The organism is Shewanella sp. SP2S2-6 (assembly GCF_031931965.1).
GTDB lineage: Bacteria > Pseudomonadota > Gammaproteobacteria > Enterobacterales > Shewanellaceae > Shewanella > Shewanella baltica.
In genome coordinates, this window is sequence record NZ_JAUOEQ010000032.1 from 37,408 (window position 1) to 56,741 (window position 19,334).

Annotated in this window: 17 protein-coding genes; 9 read left to right on the forward strand and 8 right to left on the reverse strand. The window is 47.0% G+C overall.

The features are described from left to right. The first annotated feature begins 114 nt into the window (after positions 1–114). The 3 genes from lon (at position 115) to Q4Q57_RS17675 (ending at position 5,095) form a co-directional block, all read left to right on the forward strand. Complete coding sequence (gene lon / locus Q4Q57_RS17665; RefSeq protein ID WP_311891567.1) at positions 115–2,472, forward strand: endopeptidase La; 2,358 nt, start codon at positions 115–117, stop codon at positions 2,470–2,472. A 259-nt stretch (positions 2,473–2,731) separates the two neighbouring features. Next, positions 2,732–3,004 carry a nucleoid-associated protein HU-beta gene (gene hupB / locus Q4Q57_RS17670; RefSeq protein WP_006081127.1) on the forward strand — a complete coding sequence of 91 codons (273 nt, stop codon included), beginning with the start codon at positions 2,732–2,734 and terminating at the stop codon, positions 3,002–3,004. Between the two features lie 225 nt (positions 3,005–3,229). After that, entirely contained in the window at positions 3,230–5,095 is a 1,866-nt protein-coding gene (locus tag Q4Q57_RS17675; RefSeq protein WP_311891568.1) for a SurA N-terminal domain-containing protein, read from the forward strand. 190 nt (positions 5,096–5,285) lie between these two features. Here the strand turns inward: Q4Q57_RS17675 and Q4Q57_RS17680 are convergent, their stop codons facing one another. From Q4Q57_RS17680 to pspF, 8 genes are all read right to left on the reverse strand, one after another. Further along, on the reverse strand, positions 5,286–5,498 hold the full coding sequence (locus Q4Q57_RS17680; protein WP_006085368.1) for a molybdopterin-binding protein: 213 nt from the start codon (positions 5,496–5,498) through the stop codon (positions 5,286–5,288). A gap of 142 nt (positions 5,499–5,640) precedes the next feature. Next, positions 5,641–6,843 carry an enoyl-ACP reductase FabV gene (gene fabV, locus Q4Q57_RS17685; RefSeq protein ID WP_011846466.1) on the reverse strand — a complete coding sequence of 401 codons (1,203 nt, stop codon included), beginning with the start codon at positions 6,841–6,843 and terminating at the stop codon, positions 5,641–5,643. 105 nt (positions 6,844–6,948) lie between these two features. Continuing rightward, positions 6,949–7,734 (reverse strand): ATP-binding cassette domain-containing protein, encoded by a 786-nt coding sequence (locus Q4Q57_RS17690; RefSeq protein WP_006085370.1) that lies wholly within the window; start codon positions 7,732–7,734, stop codon positions 6,949–6,951. After that, complete coding sequence (locus tag Q4Q57_RS17695) at positions 7,715–8,722, reverse strand: oligopeptide/dipeptide ABC transporter ATP-binding protein (RefSeq protein WP_063883145.1); 1,008 nt, start codon at positions 8,720–8,722, stop codon at positions 7,715–7,717. The genes Q4Q57_RS17690 and Q4Q57_RS17695 overlap by 20 nt, the downstream gene beginning before the upstream one ends. Positions 8,723–8,725: 3 nt before the next feature. Further along, positions 8,726–9,616, reverse strand: a complete 891-nt coding sequence (locus Q4Q57_RS17700) for an ABC transporter permease subunit (protein ID WP_006081133.1) — start codon at positions 9,614–9,616, stop codon at positions 8,726–8,728. Continuing rightward, on the reverse strand, positions 9,603–10,634 hold the full coding sequence (locus Q4Q57_RS17705; protein WP_311891569.1) for an ABC transporter permease: 1,032 nt from the start codon (positions 10,632–10,634) through the stop codon (positions 9,603–9,605). The genes Q4Q57_RS17700 and Q4Q57_RS17705 overlap by 14 nt, the downstream gene beginning before the upstream one ends. After that, positions 10,634–12,259 carry an ABC transporter substrate-binding protein SapA gene (gene sapA, locus Q4Q57_RS17710; protein WP_311891570.1) on the reverse strand — a complete coding sequence of 542 codons (1,626 nt, stop codon included), beginning with the start codon at positions 12,257–12,259 and terminating at the stop codon, positions 10,634–10,636. Before sapA ends, Q4Q57_RS17705 begins: the two co-directional genes overlap by 1 nt. A 69-nt stretch (positions 12,260–12,328) precedes the next feature. After that, a complete protein-coding gene (gene pspF, locus Q4Q57_RS17715) occupies positions 12,329–13,420 on the reverse strand; it encodes a phage shock protein operon transcriptional activator (RefSeq protein WP_311891571.1) in 1,092 nt (363 codons plus the stop codon). A gap of 177 nt (positions 13,421–13,597) precedes the next feature. Between pspF and pspA the strand changes: the two genes are divergently transcribed. From pspA to megL, 6 genes are all read left to right on the forward strand, one after another. Then, a complete protein-coding gene (gene pspA / locus Q4Q57_RS17720; RefSeq protein ID WP_311891572.1) occupies positions 13,598–14,281 on the forward strand; it encodes a phage shock protein PspA in 684 nt (227 codons plus the stop codon). 17 nt (positions 14,282–14,298) lie between these two features. Next, positions 14,299–14,538 (forward strand): envelope stress response membrane protein PspB, encoded by a 240-nt coding sequence (gene pspB / locus Q4Q57_RS17725; RefSeq protein WP_006081138.1) that lies wholly within the window; start codon positions 14,299–14,301, stop codon positions 14,536–14,538. Then, positions 14,525–14,911: an envelope stress response membrane protein PspC gene (pspC, locus tag Q4Q57_RS17730; protein WP_063883141.1), complete on the forward strand. Its 387-nt coding sequence runs from the start codon at positions 14,525–14,527 to the stop codon at positions 14,909–14,911. The genes pspB and pspC overlap by 14 nt, the downstream gene beginning before the upstream one ends. A 113-nt stretch (positions 14,912–15,024) precedes the next feature. After that, positions 15,025–16,485, forward strand: coding sequence for a YcjX family protein (locus tag Q4Q57_RS17735; protein WP_311891573.1), 1,461 nt, complete (start codon positions 15,025–15,027; stop codon positions 16,483–16,485). Then, entirely contained in the window at positions 16,482–17,756 is a 1,275-nt protein-coding gene (locus Q4Q57_RS17740) for a YcjF family protein (RefSeq protein WP_311891574.1), read from the forward strand. Before Q4Q57_RS17735 ends, Q4Q57_RS17740 begins: the two co-directional genes overlap by 4 nt. 355 nt (positions 17,757–18,111) lie before the next feature. Further along, positions 18,112–19,305 (forward strand): methionine gamma-lyase, encoded by a 1,194-nt coding sequence (gene megL / locus Q4Q57_RS17745; RefSeq protein ID WP_311891575.1) that lies wholly within the window; start codon positions 18,112–18,114, stop codon positions 19,303–19,305. The last annotated feature ends 29 nt before the right edge of the window (positions 19,306–19,334 follow it).

The following is a 19,334-nucleotide window of genomic DNA, read 5'->3' on the forward strand; positions in this document are numbered from 1 at the left end:
AACTGAAAAACAAGGAGTCCAATGGACTCCTTTTTTCGTATTAGCCATTGAAACTCAATAAAGCGTCCCAATATACTCCAGTATTAATCCATTTCACCAAAACGGAATCGAACTATGACCCAAGAGCGTGAAGCGCATATCGAACTCCCCGTGCTGCCACTGCGAGATGTGGTGGTCTATCCCCATATGGTAATTCCGTTATTTGTCGGACGAGAAAAATCTATTCGATGTCTCGAAACCGCAATGGCGCAGGATAAGCAAATTATTTTAGTGGCGCAGCGTGATGCCGAACTCGATGAACCATCAAAAGATGACATCTTCGAAGTGGGTACGGTTGCCTCTATTTTACAGTTACTTAAGCTGCCAGACGGCACAGTCAAAGTGCTGGTTGAAGGCGGTCGTCGCGCCCGTATTACCCGTTACACCCAAGAAACAGAATTCTTTGTGGCTAAGGCTGAGTATCTGGAATCAGAACCGCTGGAAGACAAAGAAGAAGAAGTGTTAGTGCGCAGTGCTATTGGTCAGTTTGAAGGTTATATCAAGCTGAACAAAAAGATCCCGCCAGAAGTCTTGACCTCTTTATCGGGTATCGATGAAGCGGCGCGTCTGGCAGATACTATGGCCGCACACATGCCACTTAAGCTTGAAGATAAGCAATCTGTGCTTGAGATGATCAACGTTGGCGAGCGTCTGGAATATTTAATGGCGATGATGGAATCGGAGATCGACCTATTGCAGGTTGAGAAACGTATCCGTACCCGCGTTAAAAAACAGATGGAAAAAAGTCAGCGTGAGTACTATCTGAACGAACAGATGAAAGCCATCCAAAAAGAACTGGGTGACCTAGACGAAGGCCATGACGAGTTTGAAGCCTTAAATCGTAAGATTGAAGAGGCTAATATGCCCGCCGAGGCGAAAGAAAAAGCCCTGGCAGAGCTTAACAAGCTACGTATGATGTCGCCAATGTCGGCAGAAGCGACAGTTGTGCGCAGCTATGTGGATTGGATGACGTCAGTGCCATGGAGCCAACGCTCTAAAATCAAACGTGATTTAGCAAAAGCCCAGGAAGTGCTCGATACCGATCATTTCGGTCTGGAAAAAGTTAAAGAACGTATCTTGGAATATTTGGCAGTCCAAAGCCGAGTGCGTCAGCTTAAAGGACCAATCCTCTGTCTCGTTGGACCTCCAGGTGTGGGTAAAACTTCCTTGGGTCAATCGATCGCTAAGGCGACCGGTCGTAAGTATGTGCGTGTTGCCTTAGGCGGCGTGCGTGATGAAGCGGAAATCCGTGGTCATCGCCGTACCTATATTGGTTCTATGCCAGGTAAAGTCATTCAAAAAATGGCTAAGGTGGGCGTGAAAAACCCATTATTCTTGCTCGATGAAATCGACAAGATGAGTTCAGACATGCGCGGCGATCCGGCTTCTGCTTTATTAGAAGTGTTAGATCCTGAGCAAAATGCGACCTTTAACGATCATTACCTCGAAGTCGATTACGACTTATCCGATGTGATGTTTGTGGCAACGTCTAACTCTATGGACATTCCTGGTCCACTACTGGACCGTATGGAAGTGATCCGTTTGTCGGGTTACACCGAAGACGAGAAGTTGAATATTGCTAAGCAACATTTGCAGAATAAGCAAATTGAGCGCAACGGCTTAAAAGCGGCTGAAATTAAAGTCGAGGATAGCGCTATCGTTGGCATTATCCGCTATTACACCCGTGAAGCGGGCGTGCGTTCGCTTGAGCGTGAATTGTCTAAGATTTGCCGTAAAGTCGTGAAAATGATTTTGCTCGATAAATCAGTAAAATCTGTCACTGTGAATCAAGAGAACCTTAAGTCATTCCTTGGCGTGCAGCGCTTCGATTACGGTAAAGCCGAGTCGAAGAACCAAATCGGTCAAGTGACAGGCTTAGCGTGGACACAAGTAGGTGGTGATCTGCTAACGATTGAAGCAACGTCAGTGCCTGGTAAAGGTAAATTAACTTATACCGGTTCCCTTGGCGACGTGATGCAAGAGTCGATTCAAGCTGCTATGACAGTGGTTCGCGCCCGTGCGGAACAATTAGGCATCAATGCGGATTTCTACGAGAAGCGTGATATCCATGTGCATGTGCCAGAAGGTGCAACGCCAAAAGATGGTCCATCAGCCGGTGCGGCTATGTGTACCGCTTTAGTATCAAGCTTAACGGGTAACCCAGTGCGTAGCGACGTGGCCATGACAGGTGAAATAACCTTACGTGGTGAAGTGTTACCTATCGGTGGTTTAAAAGAAAAACTGCTGGCAGCACACCGCGGCGGCATAAAATTGGTGCTTATTCCAAAAGAAAACGAGCGTGATCTGGAAGAAATTCCTGCAAATGTGATTGCCGATTTAGAAATTCGTCCCGTGCGTTGGGTCGATGAAGTGTTAAAGCTGGCCCTAGAAAGACCGGTTGAAGGCTTCGAAGTGGTTAAAAACTTGGCATAACGCAAGAAATTGCGCTATCACGTTAAAAAAAATGAAAAAAGGGGCTTAACAAAGCGTAGACCTGTGGTAGCCTAGGTCTGTGGAGAGCCAGCTGCTCCAAGCCCTTGGCGCAACTGGCTTTGAGCTGTATCCAGTTTTATTTCTTTGGTTTTCGAACTCAGCTTGAACTTTGAATTCAAGCTTGTTATAAAAGCCTCCGCAGACCGCTCTAGAGACGGATTTGGTTGCGGCGCAAAAAAATTACATTCAAGGGGATGACATGAACAAATCTGAACTAATCGAGAAAATCGCATCTGGTGCTGACATTTCTAAAGCCGCTGCCGGCCGTGCACTGGATTCTTTTATCGCTGCTGTGACCGAAGGTCTGAAAGAAGGCGATAAAATTTCTCTTGTTGGTTTTGGTACTTTTGAAGTGCGTGAACGTGCTGAGCGTACTGGTCGCAACCCACAAACGGGTGAAGAAATCAAAATCGCAGCAGCTAAAATTCCAGCATTCAAAGCTGGTAAAGCACTGAAAGACGCTGTTAATTAATCATTAATATCGTAGCCTTTGTAAGGCATTCGTAATGACAAGCACTGTTTATCAGTGCTTTTTACGAATTGAAAGTAATGGAATATGAAGCTTAATTTCTACCATTACTCGGGGTTTTAGAATTTACCAGTGGTAGCGTCTGAATATTCCCCATAAATTACAGAAAGGCGCATCTCAAACTGATGCGCCTTTTTATTTTGTTAATCGCAACAAGCGAGAAATCTGATGTTAGAAAAGATCCGCGATGGTTCGCAAGGCGTGATTGCTAAAGGCATTCTCGTACTTGTGATTTTATCTTTTGCATTTGCAGGAGTCAGCAGTTACTTAGGTTCTACAACTGATGTGCCAGCAGCAGAAGTGAACGGTGACATAATCACTAAAGCCGAGCTTGAGCAGGCTTACCAAAGCGAGCGCTCTCGTATGGAGCAACAGCTAGGTGAGATGTTTGCTGCGTTATCTGCTGACGAAAAATATCTACAAAGTATTAAGCAGAGCGTATTAGAGCGCTTAGTCGCTGACAAACTGATAGATCAAGCGGCTAAGGCTATGGGTTTGCGAGTATCTGACGAACAGATTATTGCTGCCGTGAAAACTGAACCCGCATTCCAAACCGATGGCAAATTTGATAACGACCGTTATCAAGCGATTCTACGTCAGTTAGGTTATCAGCCACAGGCGTTTAGAGACATGATGCGTGTCGATATGACCCGTCGTCAGTTAACAGCTGCGCTAGTTGGTACTGAATTTGTGTTAGCAGGTGAAGCTAAGCAATTGGCTGAGTTACAAGGTCAAACCCGCGATGTGCGTTATTTAGTGGTTGATTCTGCGCCATTCTTAGCGACAGCGGTTGTGACTGACGAGCAAGTGAAAAACTATTACGACGCAAACCAAGGGCAGTTTATGAGCCCTGAAATGGTGAGCTTAGAATATGTTGAACTGAATGCGGCTGATTTTGCTAAAAATAACCCAGTGTCAGACGAAGAAGCGCAAGCTTATTACGAAGAACATAAAGCGCAATACGTGTCTAATGAGAAGCGTCTTGCCGCACACATTCTGGTTATGCCTGGTAGCGATGAAGCGGCTGCAAAAGCCAAGGCTGAAGATTTAGCTAAGCAATTAGACAGCGGTGCCGATTTTGCTGATCTGGCTAAAGCGAACTCTGACGATACCTTGAGTGCAGAGCAGGGCGGTAAACTGGATTGGTTTGAACCAGGCGTGATGGACCCCGCTTTCGATGCTGCATTATTTGCATTGAACAAAGGCCAACATTCTGCTGTGGTTAAAACTGACTTTGGTTTCCACATTATCAAGCTATTAGATGTGCAACCTGGTGTGACTGTACCCTTTGCCGATGTAAAAGCTAAGATAGTGGCGCAATTGCAAGATAAGAAAGCGGTTGATCAATTCTATAGCTTACAAAGCAAATTGGCTGATACTAGCTATGAAGTGCCAGATACGTTATCTGAAACCGCTAAAGCTCTGGGCGTCGATATTAAGACGACTCCACTGTTCTCTCGCGATAACGTTCCTGCTGCGCTGAACAAGCCTGACTTAGTTAAAGCTGCGTTCTCTGAAACTGTTATGCTGAAAGGGTTAAACAGTGAAGTGATTGAGCTTGAACCTAACCACGTGGTGGTGGTTCGTGTGAAGGAACATCACGATGCGGGCACTTTGGCCTTAGCGGAAGTGAAAGCCAATATCACAGAGCGTTTGAAGCAAGATCAAGCAAACGAAGCCGCCCGTGCGAAAGCACAAGAGCTGATGGCCCAAGTTAAAGCCGGTGCAACGGATCTTGGTTTAGTGGCTAAAGCGAAACTAGGCCGCGGCGCGCAAGATGTTGATGCTGCGATTGTAGGCAAAGCGTTCCAAATGCCAACACCAAGCACTTCTCCAGTTGTCGATACCGTTGGTTTAGCAAATGGTTATGCCGTGGTTGCGCTAGATAAAGTTAACGCTGCTGAAGGTGTGAGTGATGAGCTGGTTAATGCGCTTAAACAACGCCTGAACGCACAATACAGCGAATCAGATTATCGTGGCTTGATAGATTCACTTAAAGCCAATGCCAAGGTGCTTTACCCTGTAGAAGAATGAGTTAAGTGAGGATAGCGAGTTGAACTGGCTACCCTACTTATAAACTTCGATTAAAAAGGCCAAGTGCTTTCACTTGGCCTTTTTTGTTTTTCAATGCGATGAAGTATGTCGATGATTGTGCAGTGAATAAGTTACAGCAACACAGTCAGACTCAATACGCCATAACATCAAGCGCGGCGTTACAGTCAGGCTAGTCATCAACGCCTATCATCACGCTGCTGGCTTTGATGAGTGCATAAGCCGAATCCCCCACTTTAAGCCCTAGGCGCTCACAGGACGCTTTCGTTACCACAGAGGTCAATACTACACCTGGTGCAAGTTCGATCGTCACTTCATTGTTTACCGCGCCCATTTCTATGGATTTGATCGTACCGCTGAGCGTATTTCTTGCGCTAATTTTCATCGTCTTTCCTTATTGAGGGATTATTAGGGAGTGATTGGTGAAAGCTAGTGTAGCGCATCTTAGTTCGGGCGTTGCAAATAAAAACGCCACTAAAAAGTGGCGTTTAACGGTGTGATAAGCAGTGATTAGCTATCGCAGTCGATTAGAGCTCGATAACGTCAAACTCAACGTATGGGTTAACGTCGGCATCGTAATCAATACCTTCGATACCAAAGCCGAATAATTTAATAAATTCAGCTTTGTATTCACGGTAATCAGTCAATTCTGACAAGTTTTCTGTGGTCACTTGTGGCCACAGATTACGGCAGTGTTGCTGAATATCTTCACGCAGTTCCCAATCGTCTAAACGGATGCGATTGTCGCTGTCGGTTTCTGGCTTAGCCCCATCGGCGCGGAATAGACGCTCACTGAACATGCGATAGATTTGCTCCATACAACCTTCATGGAGACCTTCCTGACGCATTTTCTTGAATACCATAGCAATATACAAAGGCATGACTGGAATAGCCGAACTCGCTTGAGTCACAACGCTCTTCAGTACCGCAACGTTAGCGCTGCCGCCAGTGGCTGACAATTGCTCATTTAAGGCTTTTGCTGCGCGGTCCAGATCCATCTTGGCTTTGCCAAGGGCGCCGTGCCAGTAGATTGGCCACGTCAGTTCAGTACCGATATAGCTATAGGCTACGGTTTTGCAGTTATCCGCTAATACACCCGCTTCAGACAGGGCTTTGATCCACAATTCCCAATCTTCGCCGCCCATTACTGTGACTGTGTCGGCAATTTCTTGCTCAGTTGCAGGCTCAACGGTGGCTTCAATGATGCAGTCTTTATTGGTATCAACCGCAGTCGCAGTGTAAGTTTCACCGATTGGTTTTAGCGCAGAACGAATAAGTTCACCAGAATCTGGCAGTTTGCGCACAGGTGATGCCAGTGAGTAAACGACCATGTCGATTTCACCGAGATCTTGCTTAATAAGCTCGATCACTTTTTGTTTTGCTTCATGGCTAAAGGCATCGCAGTTAATGCTCTTAGAATATAAGCCTTCAGCTTTAGCAAATTTGTCGAAAGCAGCAGAGTTGTACCAACCTGCAGTACCTGGTTTCGTTTCAGTACCTGGCTTTTCGAAGAACACGCCAATCGTTGCGGCATCGCTACCGAAAGCGGCTGCGATACGTGAAGACAGACCGTAACCGCTTGATGAACCAACCACTAATACCTTTTTCGGGCCGTTAGCAATTTTACCTTTAGCTTTGGTTAGCGTGATTTGTTCTTGAACGTTTGCTTCACAACCGACTGGGTGTGTAGTGGTACAAATGAATCCACGAATTTTTGGTTTGATAATCATGTTTAAGCTTCTTCTATCAAAATGACCAATAGGATAAATATTTCGGCGGGTAAATGGCACCTATTTTTAGCCAATTCACCTGATTATTTAAGTGGTTGGAGCAGTTTAACGTTTGTGGACAAACAGACTTTGCTCTTGGATCAACCTCTGGGTATATTCATGTTGTGGCGAGTTAAATATCTGTTCTGTAGGCGCTTTCTCGACCATTACACCTTTGTGCAGCACCATGATTTTATCGCTAACATGGCGAATAATATTGAGATTATGGGATACGAAGATATAAGACAAGCCGAGGTCTTTTTGCAGTTTCAGCAGCAAATTAAGAATTTGTGAGCGTACTGAAAGGTCAAGCGCGGTCAAGGCTTCGTCGGCAATGATAATTTTAGGATTGAGCATCAAGGCTCGCGCTACTGCAACGCGTTGTTTCTGGCCTTCGGAAATCATGTGCGGATAAAACTCCGCATGCTCAGGTAATAAGCCCACTTTGCGCAATGTGTCGACCACTTGGGTGTGCCGCGATTGCGCCGACATTTTGGTATTAAAACGCAGCGGCTCATCGAGCAACTGGCCAATTGTCAAACGCGGGTTTAGTGAGGTATTCGGATCTTGGAAAATCATTCGAATCAAGCGGCATCTTTGCTTGATATCGCGGCTGTCTAAGGCTTCACCTTCGAAAAAAATCTCGCCGCCGCTGCGGGGCTCTGCACCGACTAAAATGCGGGCGAGGGTACTTTTACCCGACCCAGCTTCACCTACTATGGCTAAGGTTTCGCCGCGTTGGAGCTCGAAGGATACAGGCGCTAGTGCATCGTTATATTGGCGGGAAAAGCCCCTATAACCGGTATCGTATCTTTTATAAAGATCGTTAACTTTAAGCAGTGGGGTCGTCATTGTGGGTTTCGCCGTGATAAGGGAAATGACAGGCAAAATAGCGGTCTTTAATATGACTTAAATTTGGCTGATTAACGCATTTTTTTTGGGCTTCGGGGCAACGAGGCCCTAAGCGGCAACCGATTGGCAAATGCTGTAAGGCGGGCGCAGACCCTGGAAGGGTGGGCATAATCGCCTTGTGGCCACCTGAGCCTGAATAGTCGGGCATGTTGTCAAGCAGCGCCTTAGTGTAAGGATGATAAGGCTGCTTAATCACTTCGTCTGTCGGCCCTGATTCCATAACCTGACCGCAATAGAGCACGGATAAGTGATCGCACCATTGGGCTAAGGTTTCAAGCTCGTGGCTGATCAATAGAATCGATACGTTTTGTAATTGATTTAATTGAGATAATAATCTGAATATCTGCGCTTGAGTGCTGAGTTCCATCGAGCTTGTGGGTTCGTCGGCAATCAAGAGGCGAGGCTGGTTTGCAACCGCCATCGCAATCATCACTTTTTGGCATTCGCCTTCGGATAATTCCCAGGCGTAGCTAGACATTACCTGCCTCGGATTCTTGATCCCGACTTTATGTAGCCACTTTTGTGCCGTCAGCCGTGCATGTCGACGCCGTTGCCAAAAATAGGCGTTGGGATTCTTAGGCATAGCTTGCATCAGCTGACTGCCGACGGTTTGCGCCGGATCTAAGCTGCCCGATGGATCTTGGAAGATCATCGCCATGTCTGAACCCATCAGATTGCGGCGCTCTTTTGAGCTCATGGCCATCAAATTATTGCCATCCCACATCATGCGATCGGCTGTGATGGTCCAATTGGGACCTGGGATCCCAAGAATCGCTCTGGCTAACAAACTTCGTCCAGAGCCTGACTCTCCGACTAGGCCATGAATTTCGCCGGCATTGAGCGTTAAGCTGACTTTTTCGAGCGCCCGCACTCTACCGTGGGGCGTATCGAGTTCAATCGTGAGATTTCGTACGTCGAGTAAAGGCATAAGTTAGTTTCTGATGGGCGCAAGCGCCGACCGTAGGCCATCGCCAACCAAGTTAATGGAAAGCACACTGAAAAGAATCGCTAAGCCCGGGATAGTTACAGCCCAAGGCGCCGTTAATAAATTATCCATACCTTGGGCGACCATAGCGCCCCATTCAGGGCTTGGTGCCTGCGCGCCCAAGCTTAAAAAACCAAGGGCGGCGATATCTAAAATGGCGGCCGAAATGGCAAGTGTGGTTTGAATGATCACCACTTCCCACACGTTTGGCATGATGACATACCAAAAAATTTGCATTGAGTTCGCGCCATCTAAACGCGCCGCTGTGACGTATTCTTTTTGCAACTCCTCATGCACTGACTGGTGTATCGAGCGCACAAATTGCGGGGTTAACGCTATCCCGACGGCCCAGAACACATTTTCAAGCCCTGGCCCCATTACCGCCACCACTAAAATGGCCATCAATAATGAAGGGATTGATAACAATGCATCGAGTAAGTGCCCGAGAATACTGGATTTTAAGCCCCGCATCATGCCGGACAGTGACCCTATGATAAAGCCTGTGAATAATGCGGTGACGACGATCAGCAGTGCCATACCAAAGGTCAAGTGTGCGCCGTGTAATAATCGGCTGAAGATATCGCGGCCTAAATCGTCTGTGCCTAAAAAGTGTGCTACTGTGCCTGAGGGATCCCAAGAGGGCGGCAATAGCAAGGCTCTTGGATCTTGTGCTTCTGGTGGGAAGGGCGCAATCATAGGGCCAAATAGCGTTAGCAAGAGTAGAAATGCAATCGTCCACAGACCTGCCAAGGCGAAAGGGTTCGCTGAAAAGTTAAGCCAAACCCGCATAGTCGGGGAGGCAATCTGATCTTCTTGATAAATTTTAACTGGTGGCATAAAGGTCTTTTCTGCTCAGAGGATTAAAGACTGTGTGGAGCACTTCAATCAAGATACTTAGGAAGATAATCAATAGGGCTACAGCCAGAATACCACCTTGGATGACAGTGTAGTCCCGTTGGTAAATCCCTGAAACCAGCCAAGAACCCACGCCAGGCCAAGAGAAAATCATTTCGACCACTATGGCATAACTGGCAAATGAGCCAAGCATCAACCCTAAATGTTTCAGCACGGGGATCAAGGCGTTAGGTAGGGCGTGACGCAGTATAATAGTCCCAGTATGCATGCCTCTGGCTTCGGCGGCGCGGATAAAGGTTTGATTCATTACATTCATCATCGCCGAGCGGGTGCTGCGAACCACCACAGTAAAAGGTAACACGGCCAGTGTCGTGGCAGGTAAAATGATGTGCAGCAGCGCATCTTTAAATGCCGACATGCCGTATTCAGACTCTGACAACAGGGTATCTACCAACATAAAGCCAGTGACAGGTTTGATTTCATATAACAAATTGATTTGGCCAGAAATCGGTAACCAACCGAGATCGACACCAAACCAGAGCGAAAGATAAAGACCTAACCAGAACACGGGCACAGAGTAGCCCGTTAGCGTGATCGCCATAATGGTATTTTGGGTGTGCTTATGTTGGCTCTGGGAAGCAAGCACACCTAAGGGCACACCAAAGCAAATCGCGATAATGGCCGCCATCACAGCAAGTTCGAAGGAGGCGGGTAGGACGGCGCTGAGTTCTTCAGCCACTTCTTGATGTGAGGTGACTGAAATGCCTAAATTACCGCTAAGCCTTTGTTGTAGATAAGCGATAAATTGCCACGCTTGGTTTTTATCTAATTTGTAGTCCTGCTCGATTTGAACCAGTTGGCTCGCCGTCGGTGTATGTATGCCAGTGAGTGCGTGGGTGCGATCCACCGGAAATAAGCCGGTGGCGTAAAATAAGACACCCACCATGACTAACGAGGTGGCAAGAAACAAATTGAGGCGGCGCAGTAGGTATTTAAACATTAATTCGCCTCCTCTTGTGCTTGGCTAGTGTGGGCGAAGGAAATGCCACCAAAAGGCGTGAGTTGCATGTCTTTGACATCATGGCGAGTTAACGCCACACGCTTGGCATGGGCCAGACTCAGCATAGGCACTTGTTCTGCTAAAAAGGCTTCTGCTTGTTGATAAATCACTTTACGTTCGCTCTGATCTGACACTTCCCTTGCGCTATCTAAGATGGCATCAAACTCAGGGTTACACCAGCGAGAACGATTGTTGTTCGACTGCATCGCAGCGCAACTCAGCAGAGGAGTAAAGAAGTTATCGGGATCGCTGTTATCGGCATTCCAGCCAATCAGCACAGAATCATAGTCGTCGCGGCTGAGCCGCTGACTAAACACGCTCCAGTCGTAACTGACGATGTTCACTTTTACGCCTACGTTGGCCAGATCTGATTGAATTAATTCGGCCGTTTTTAACGCATTGGGATTATAGGCGCGGGCGACTGGCATGGCCCAAATATCAATACTGAGATTTTTAATGCCTGCTTCTTTTAACAGGTCGCGCGCTTTTTGCGGATTGTAATCCACAAGCCCTTTGTTATTGGCATAGGCCCAAGATGCTGGCGGTAGAACCCCCGTGGCTTCAATGGCAGTATTTTGATAAACCGCCCGCAGGATATTTTGTTTATCGACCGCATAGGCGAGGGCGCGGCGAACACGGACATCATCTAGTGGCGGCTTTTGCGTATTAAAGGCCCAAAATGCTACGTTGAGTCCAGGTTGTGACTCAATATTTAATTCTTCATGTTGCTTGATGACCGGTAGCTCACCCGCTTTGGGCAGCGCAGACACACTGCAATCGCCTGCGATCAGTTTCGCGAGTCTGACGGTACTTTTGGGCGTGATATCAAATACGAGCATATCAATTTTTGCTGGTTCGCCCCAAAAGTCAGGATGACGACGATAGCGAATATATTCGTTTTTCGCGTACTGCACTAAGGTGAACGGCCCAGTGCCAATGGCAAAGTGGTCGACGTTTTCAGGATGACCCAAGGCTAACTGCTGCTGCGCATATTCATCGGATAAAATCACCGCAAAGTCGGTGGCCAGATTTGACAGAAATGAAGCGTCTTTGCGGGTCAAATAAAAGACCACTTCATGATCGTTTATCTTTTCTATCCCTTTAACTTGTTCAGAAAAGCCAATACTTTGGAAGAAGGGATAACCCGTGCGGGAGACAAAATGATAAGGATGCTGGGTATCGATAATACGCTTAAAGGAGAACAACACATCGTCGGCATTGAAGGGCCGTGTTGGGGTAAACCGCTTCGAATGCTGGAACTGCACGTTTTCCCTGAGGGTGAAGCGATAGCTTAAGCCATCATCGGACATAGCCCAACTCGTCGCCAAGGCAGGGACAAGCTTGCCTGACTGGGTATCATAATCCACTAAGCGACTATAAATTTGGTGCGAGGTGGCATCGATTGTCGTGCCAGACGTCACCAATTGTGGATTAAAAGACTCAGGGTTCCCTTCGGAGCAATACACCAAACCGGAAGGGAGTCGTTGGGGGCCACACGCGACCAACAACCAACTCATGCAAGAAACTGCAGTTGTTAGGCACAGGCGTCTAATTAGCACACTCATTTATAAATCATTATTTTATCGACTATGAACGGCTATTTTAGCAGTGCATCTCCCCCATGGGCAATCTGCTTATGCTTTATCAAGTAAATTGTATTTTTTAAGGATGCCACGCAGTTGGTGGTAGCTTAATCCGAGCATGTCGGCGGTTTTCTTTTGGTTGTATTGGCTGCTTGAGAGCGCCTGTTGGATCAGATCCATTTCGTACTTCTCAGTTTGCTCTTTAAAATCCAGCGGAAAATTAAAGCTATTCACTGAAGACTCAGTATTGACTGGTACTTCAGCCTCAAGTATCGGCGCATATTGCGGCGTACTGGCAACGGTTGTTGGCGCGACTGAGGTGATTTGACGTTCGCGGGTCTTGATCCGAGTTTTAGGTCGATAGGGTGAAGCAAAGGGATCAAGAGTGATATGGTCGATGGGCCGATTTTCACCACCATTACGATAAACGCTGCGCTCGACCACGTTTTTAAGTTCTCGGATATTGCCCGGCCAGTCGTGGGTCATTAGTTGCTCGACCGCATGGGCACTAAAACCGCTGAACAGCTGCAGCTTTAACTGACGCGCCATGCCAACGGCGAAGTATTCCGCCAGCGTCATTATGTCTTCTGGGCGGCAACGCAGCGGTGGCAGAGTGATCACATCGAAGGCGAGTCTATCGAGCAAGTCGGCACGAAATTCGCCTGCGTCAGCAAGTGATGGTAAATCTTCGTTGGCGGCGCAGATTAAACGAACATCACTTTGCACGGTTTTACTGCCGCCGACTCGTTCAAATTCGCCGTATTCAATGACACGCAGGAGTTTTTCTTGGATAAGTCCTGAGGTATTGGCTAATTCGTCGAGGAATAAAGTGCCGCCGTCGGCGCGCTCAAAGCGGCCTTCGTGTTTGCCTTTGGCGCCAGTAAAGGCACCTGACTCATGGCCAAACAATTCGCTCTCGAGTAAATTTTCACTCAAAGATGAACAGTTTAGCTTAATAAAACTTTGATCCCAGCGCTTAGACAGATAATGTAAGCGTTCGGCAATAAGCTCTTTACCTGTGCCACGTTCACCAATAATCAGTACGGGTTTAGACAGCGGCGCTATTTGCGACACATGTTCTAACACTTCGAGTAGGGCGTTGGATTGACCGATAAGGTTGTCTTGCTGAAATTTATTATCCACGATATTTTTTAGTCTTTCGCGCTAAAATTTGGTGAAAATGATAATAAGTGGCTTGAAGCGTAAAAGGAAGTAAAAGTTAATATTTTGTTTAAGCTATTGTATTTGAATAAGAAGTTAAAGTTGGCACGGTTAGTGTATTACCTTATACGAGACCAACATCAATTTGAGGATAGGATTATGGGAATTTTCTCTCGTTTCGCCGATATCATTAACTCTAATATCAGCGCATTGCTGGATAAAGCCGAAGACCCAGAAAAAATGGTTCGACTGATTATCCAAGAAATGGAAGACACACTCGTTGAAGTGCGTTCTACCTCAGCTAAAGTGTTAGCTGAAAAGAAAGAGCTGCAACGTCGTATCAACCGCGTGTTAGAGCAAGTGCAAGATTGGCAAGATAAGGCTGAACTGGCACTGTCCAAAGACCGTGAAGACTTAGCGAAAGCCGCTTTAGTTGAAAAACAAAAAGCGACCGGTTTAGCAGACACGCTGAATCAAGAGTTAGCTGTTATCGATGAACATATCGCACGCTTGAAAGATGAAGTGGGTATGTTGCAAGAAAAGCTGCTCGATGCAAAAGCGCGCCAAAAGACCATTATTTTGCGCACTCAAACCGCGTCATCACGTTTAGAAGTGAAAAAGCAGTTAGATTCAAGCAAGATCGACAACGCCATGCTCAAGTTTGAGCAATATGAGCGCCGTGTCGAAGGCTTAGAAGCCCAAGTTGAATCTTACGATCTTGGCAGCAAAAAGACCTTAGCCGATGAGTTTGCGGCGCTAGAAGCGGAAGATTCTGTGAATGCAGAACTGGCAGCGCTAAAAGCCAAGGTAAAAGTTAAAGCGCCAACTAAGTCAAAAGAATAACAATTCAGAGGTGAGTTATGGATATGGACGTGCTAATGGCGCCGATTATTATTTTCATGGTGATAGTCGCGCCAATATGGTTAGTTCTTCATTATCGCAGTAAGCGACAAGTGAGCCAGGGACTCACTGAGGAAGAGTTTTCACAACTCAATGACTTGATATCCAAGGCCGATAAAATGGCGGCGCGTATCGAGACCTTAGAGGCCATTCTGGATACAGAATCGCCCGAATGGAGGGGGAAACATGAGAGGATCTAATGGCCGTACTTTGTACCGCATTCCCCAGTCAGGCAAAATAGCGGGTGTATGCGCAGGGATTGCCGAGTACTTTGCGATTGAAACTTGGTTAGTGCGAGTACTGGCGGTGTCTATCTTCTTACTCGGCGGCTCAGGTGTGGTATTTATCATCTATGTCGCTTTGTGGGTGATTTTAGACATCAAGCCACAGAAGTCATACGATAGGGACGATATCGAGGTGAAGAAGAAGCCGTGGCAGTCGGGAGAACCCGCAAAGCAAGCGCTGAGCGACGTGAGTCGTCAATTTCGAAGTCTGGAAGTCAGGCTACAAAATTTAGAACGTCACGTCACCTCTGACAACTTTGATTTAAAAAGACAAATCAATAGTTTGTAACCCTTCTAAAGGGCGGCCATGTCCGCCCTTGTTGCTTAATCTCTTGTCCATTCCAGTGTATAGTCAAGATCACTTAACATAAGTTAACCTCATTCGACATAAGGGAAGTCTCTATGGGAATGCTTGATGCCTCGCTCCATAAATTAACCCAAAAGGGCCAATCCCTGTTACATCGCACCGCAGACCGGCATCTACGTTTGGCTGTGACTGGGCTTTCTGGTGCGGGAAAAACTGCGTTCATCACAGGGTTAGTCAATCAGTTACTTAATTCTGGACCAGTCTCAACCTTACCCCACACCCGCAACAACAGCGCTTTGCCATTGTTGCAGGTGAGCCGCGATAAGCGTTTGCTCGGGGTTAAGCGTGCCATGCAACCGGATCTGGAAATCGCCAGTTTTGATTATCAAGGCGCCATGTTAGCGCTCACTTCCGAACCCGCGACTTGGCCAGCCTCCACTCGCACTATTTCTGAATTACGACTGGCAATTAAATATCGACCGCAAAAGGGCTTATTGGCCAAGTTTTCTGATACCGCCACACTGTATTTGGACATAGTTGATTATCCCGGCGAATGGCTACTCGATTTGCCTATGCTGCGCCAAGACTTCGTTACTTGGTGTCGTGCGCAACAAGTTCGCATCGAGCATCTTAAAAGCTCACCCCTGTATGCTGAGTTTGAACAATCTTTGATATCATTGGATTTAGCCGCCAGCGCCGATGAGCAGCAATTAAAACTGATTGCCGATCAGTATCAGCTATTACTCGATGACTTAGTGCACGTACAAGGTTATTACCAAGCGCAGCCTGGACGCATGTTATTGCCGGGTGAATGGCAGGGCGCTCCCTTATTGGCTTTTTTCCCCCTGTTATTGGTTAATGATGAAAAGTTCGCTGAGTTTTCGCAAAGCGATAAACACAGTGGATTCCATGTATTGGAAAAACGCTATCAAGAATATGTCGCTAAAGTGGTTAAGCCTTTCTATAAAAACCACTTTGCCGGTTTTGACAGGCAGTTAGTACTCGTTGACTGTTTTAGTGCGTTGAATCGCGGTAAAAAGCAATTTGAGGATATGGGGGCGGCACTCAATGCCATTATGGAAAGCTTTCAGTTTGGCCAATCGAGCTATTTACGACGTTTATTTGCCCCCCGCATCGACCGTTTATTGTTTGCTGCGAGCAAGGTTGACCATGTTACCCGCGATCAGCAGAGCCATGTTTTGTCCCTGCTGACCGATATGTTGAAACACAGCCAGCATTTTGCCAGTTTCGATGGTTGCAAAGTGGAGACTATGGCGATTAGCGCCATCAAGGCGACTCGCCACGGCATGGTGACGACCCAAGAGGGCGAGGTCGAAGTTGTGCAGGGGACGGGACTCAATGGCAAAGCCCTGACCTTGTTTCCAGGCGAAGTGCCCACTCGCTTACCTGACCCCGATTTTTGGCGTGATCAAGGGTTTAACTTTATCGGCTTTGCGCCGCCGAACAATGTGAATATTGACCCCTCTCAAGTGCACTTTGACCATATTCGTCTCGATCATTTGTTGCAGTACTTACTGGGAGATAAGTTGGAATGACGTTAAAGCTATCGGATAACCCAAATGAGCAGGTCTCCAATTCTTCTGCTAACTCATTTGAAGGCTCGGTTGAGCAATCAGTTGAACAATCCATTGAACAACAGGCAGCTAAACAACAGGCCATTAAGCATAAGCCGCTGAAAAAGCAGCAGCTGTTTGACTCACAAGTCGTGGAGCTCAAATCCAGCAAAGAGGAGCTCAAAGGGGCGAAAGCCTTTGATCCGCATACACCAGTGCAAGAAGTGGCTGCTGATATTGAGGAAATGATGGATGAAACGCTGTCATCCCATCCAAAAATGATCGATGCTAAATCGGTATCGCCTCAACTTGTAAAATCACGCCGTTGGTCTTGGCTCGCTCGTCTTGCGGTAACGAGTTTATTGCTGCTCGTAGTGGTTCAAACAGGATTAGGATTGAGGGATGCCTGGCTTGAGAGCCCTTGGTTGTTTAGTTTTTATGGCGTGGTGCTTGGGGTCGTCAGTGCGTGGGCATTGGCGGGGGCGTTTAGTGAGTACCGCAAACTGAAGCGACTCAAACAGGTCGCCGATACCCAAGAAACAGGCGCTAGGCTGGCGCAGAGCATGCAAATGGGTGAGGCAGACAGCTTTATCGATAACATAGTGTGCCACTATGGCGACAGCCAAGGTTTGCAGCAACTGCGTCGCTCATTAAAAGATGAACATAATGATGCCGAGAAAGTCTTGTTATTCGAGGACTTAGTGCTGACGGAGCGAGATGAACTGGCCAAAAAAGTCGTGCGACGCTATGCGGCTGAGTCGGCAGTGCTACTGGCGGCCAGTCCGTTAGCTGTGCTCGATATGGCAATCATCCTTTGGCGTAATCAACGTATGCTGCGTGATGTCGCCCGCTGTTATGGCATAGAGCTAGGTTATTGGAGCCGAATTAAACTTATCCGCAGTATCATCATTAATATTATTTATGCGGGCACCAGTGAGTTAGTTACCGATTTAGGGACACAGCTGTTATCGGTTGAAATGACAGGTAAATTGTCTGCTCGCTTGGCCCAAGGCTTAGGGGGCGGCATGTTAACAGCGCGCCTTGGATATCAAGCCATGGCGCTGTGTCGGCCGATTGTGTTTAGGGAGGAGCAAAGGCCTAAATTGTCTAAAGTGCATCAGGAATTGTTGATCGAACTGAAGCAGTTTTCAGGCAAGTTGTTTACCAAGGAAGGCCGCGACGCATTAAAAGGCCAGTTCGCCGATGTGGATGACAAAGTACCTAAGTCAACTAAAGATAAGTCTAGAGAGTAAATGCTATTTAATATCAAATGATTGACTGATTAAAATTGTCAACATAGATGCGTTAATGGGCTGGTTCCTTAGCGCATTTTTTTATGTTTTTTTGCAGGTAGCGAGTATGACAAAGTGTGACTGAAAAGTGCTATGTAACAAGTTAATTACACTTTGCGCGCTGCTATTTTCGCCATGCTACTGGCTTAAGTGCTTGGTCGCGTTATGGTAGGGCTTATTCTGTAGGTTTTATTCGATAGGGCTAATGTTTCATTAACTTATCTATTGGATTATCCATAACGCAGGTATTGAGCATCCCAAACGAACAATTAATCAACAACGGGGTCAGTTCAATGCCAATGACAAGGAGCTAGGTATGCAAGATGTGTCAGGCAAGATGTGGAAAGCGGCAACACAGGTTATTCATGGCGGCCATGAGCGTGAGGCCTTTGGCGCCTTAGTGACGCCGCTATATCAAAGTGCAACTTTTGTGTTTGAGTCTGCACAGCAAGGCGGTGAGCGATTTGCGGGTAATGAACCAGGTTATATTTACACGCGCTTAGGGAATCCGACAACCGCCGAGCTTGAACGTAAAATGGCGATTTTAGAAGGTGCAGAGGCTGCCGCTGCAACCGCATCTGGTATGGGCGCAGTATCCGCCGCATTACTGGCTAACTTGCAGATGGGCGATCACTTAGTGGCATCCAATGCCGTATACGGCTGTACTTATGCGCTAATGACGACTCAGTTCGCTCGCTTTGGTATTGAAGTGTCCCTAGTAGACTTTTCATCGGTAGCAGAAATAGAAGCGGCGATTAAATCCAATACTAAGGTCATTTTCTGTGAAACCCCAGTGAATCCCCATTTACAGGTGTTTGATTTGGCAGCAATTGCGACTATTGCTAAACGCCACCAGTTGGTCAGTATTGTCGATAATACCTTTATGACTCCATTACTACAGCGGCCGCTAGATTTTGGTATCGATTTGGTGATCCACAGTGCGACTAAATATCTCAATGGTCATGGTGATGTGATTGCGGGGATAGTGTGTGGCAGTGAAGAGCAGCTCCATAAAGTGAAGTATGAAATCTTAAAAGATATTGGCGCTGTGATATCGCCACACGATGCTTGGCTGATCTTGCGCGGCCTTAAAACCTTAGATGTGCGTTTACAGCGCCATTGTGATAGCGCCCAGCGCGTGGCCGAGTTTTTGGCCGAACATCCCAGTATTAACCGGGTGTATTATCCCGGACTTGCCTCTCACCAAGGGCATAAATTTATTGGTAATCAGATGAAACGTGCCGGCGGCGTGATCGCATTTGAACTGGCGGCAAATTTAGAAGAAGCCATGGCCTTTGTGGGGCATTTAAGTTTGTTCTCTATTGCAGTGAGCTTAGGCGATGCAGAATCCCTGATTCAACATCCTGCGTCGATGACGCACTCTCCCTACACGCCAGAGGCTAGGGCGGCGGCAGGCATTGGTGACAATCTGCTGCGAATTTCTATTGGCTTAGAAGATTGTGACGACATTATCGCTGACTTAAGTCAGGCGTTAGCGCGTTTAGCTTAACGAGTGTCACTAATTTAAACCACCAACTA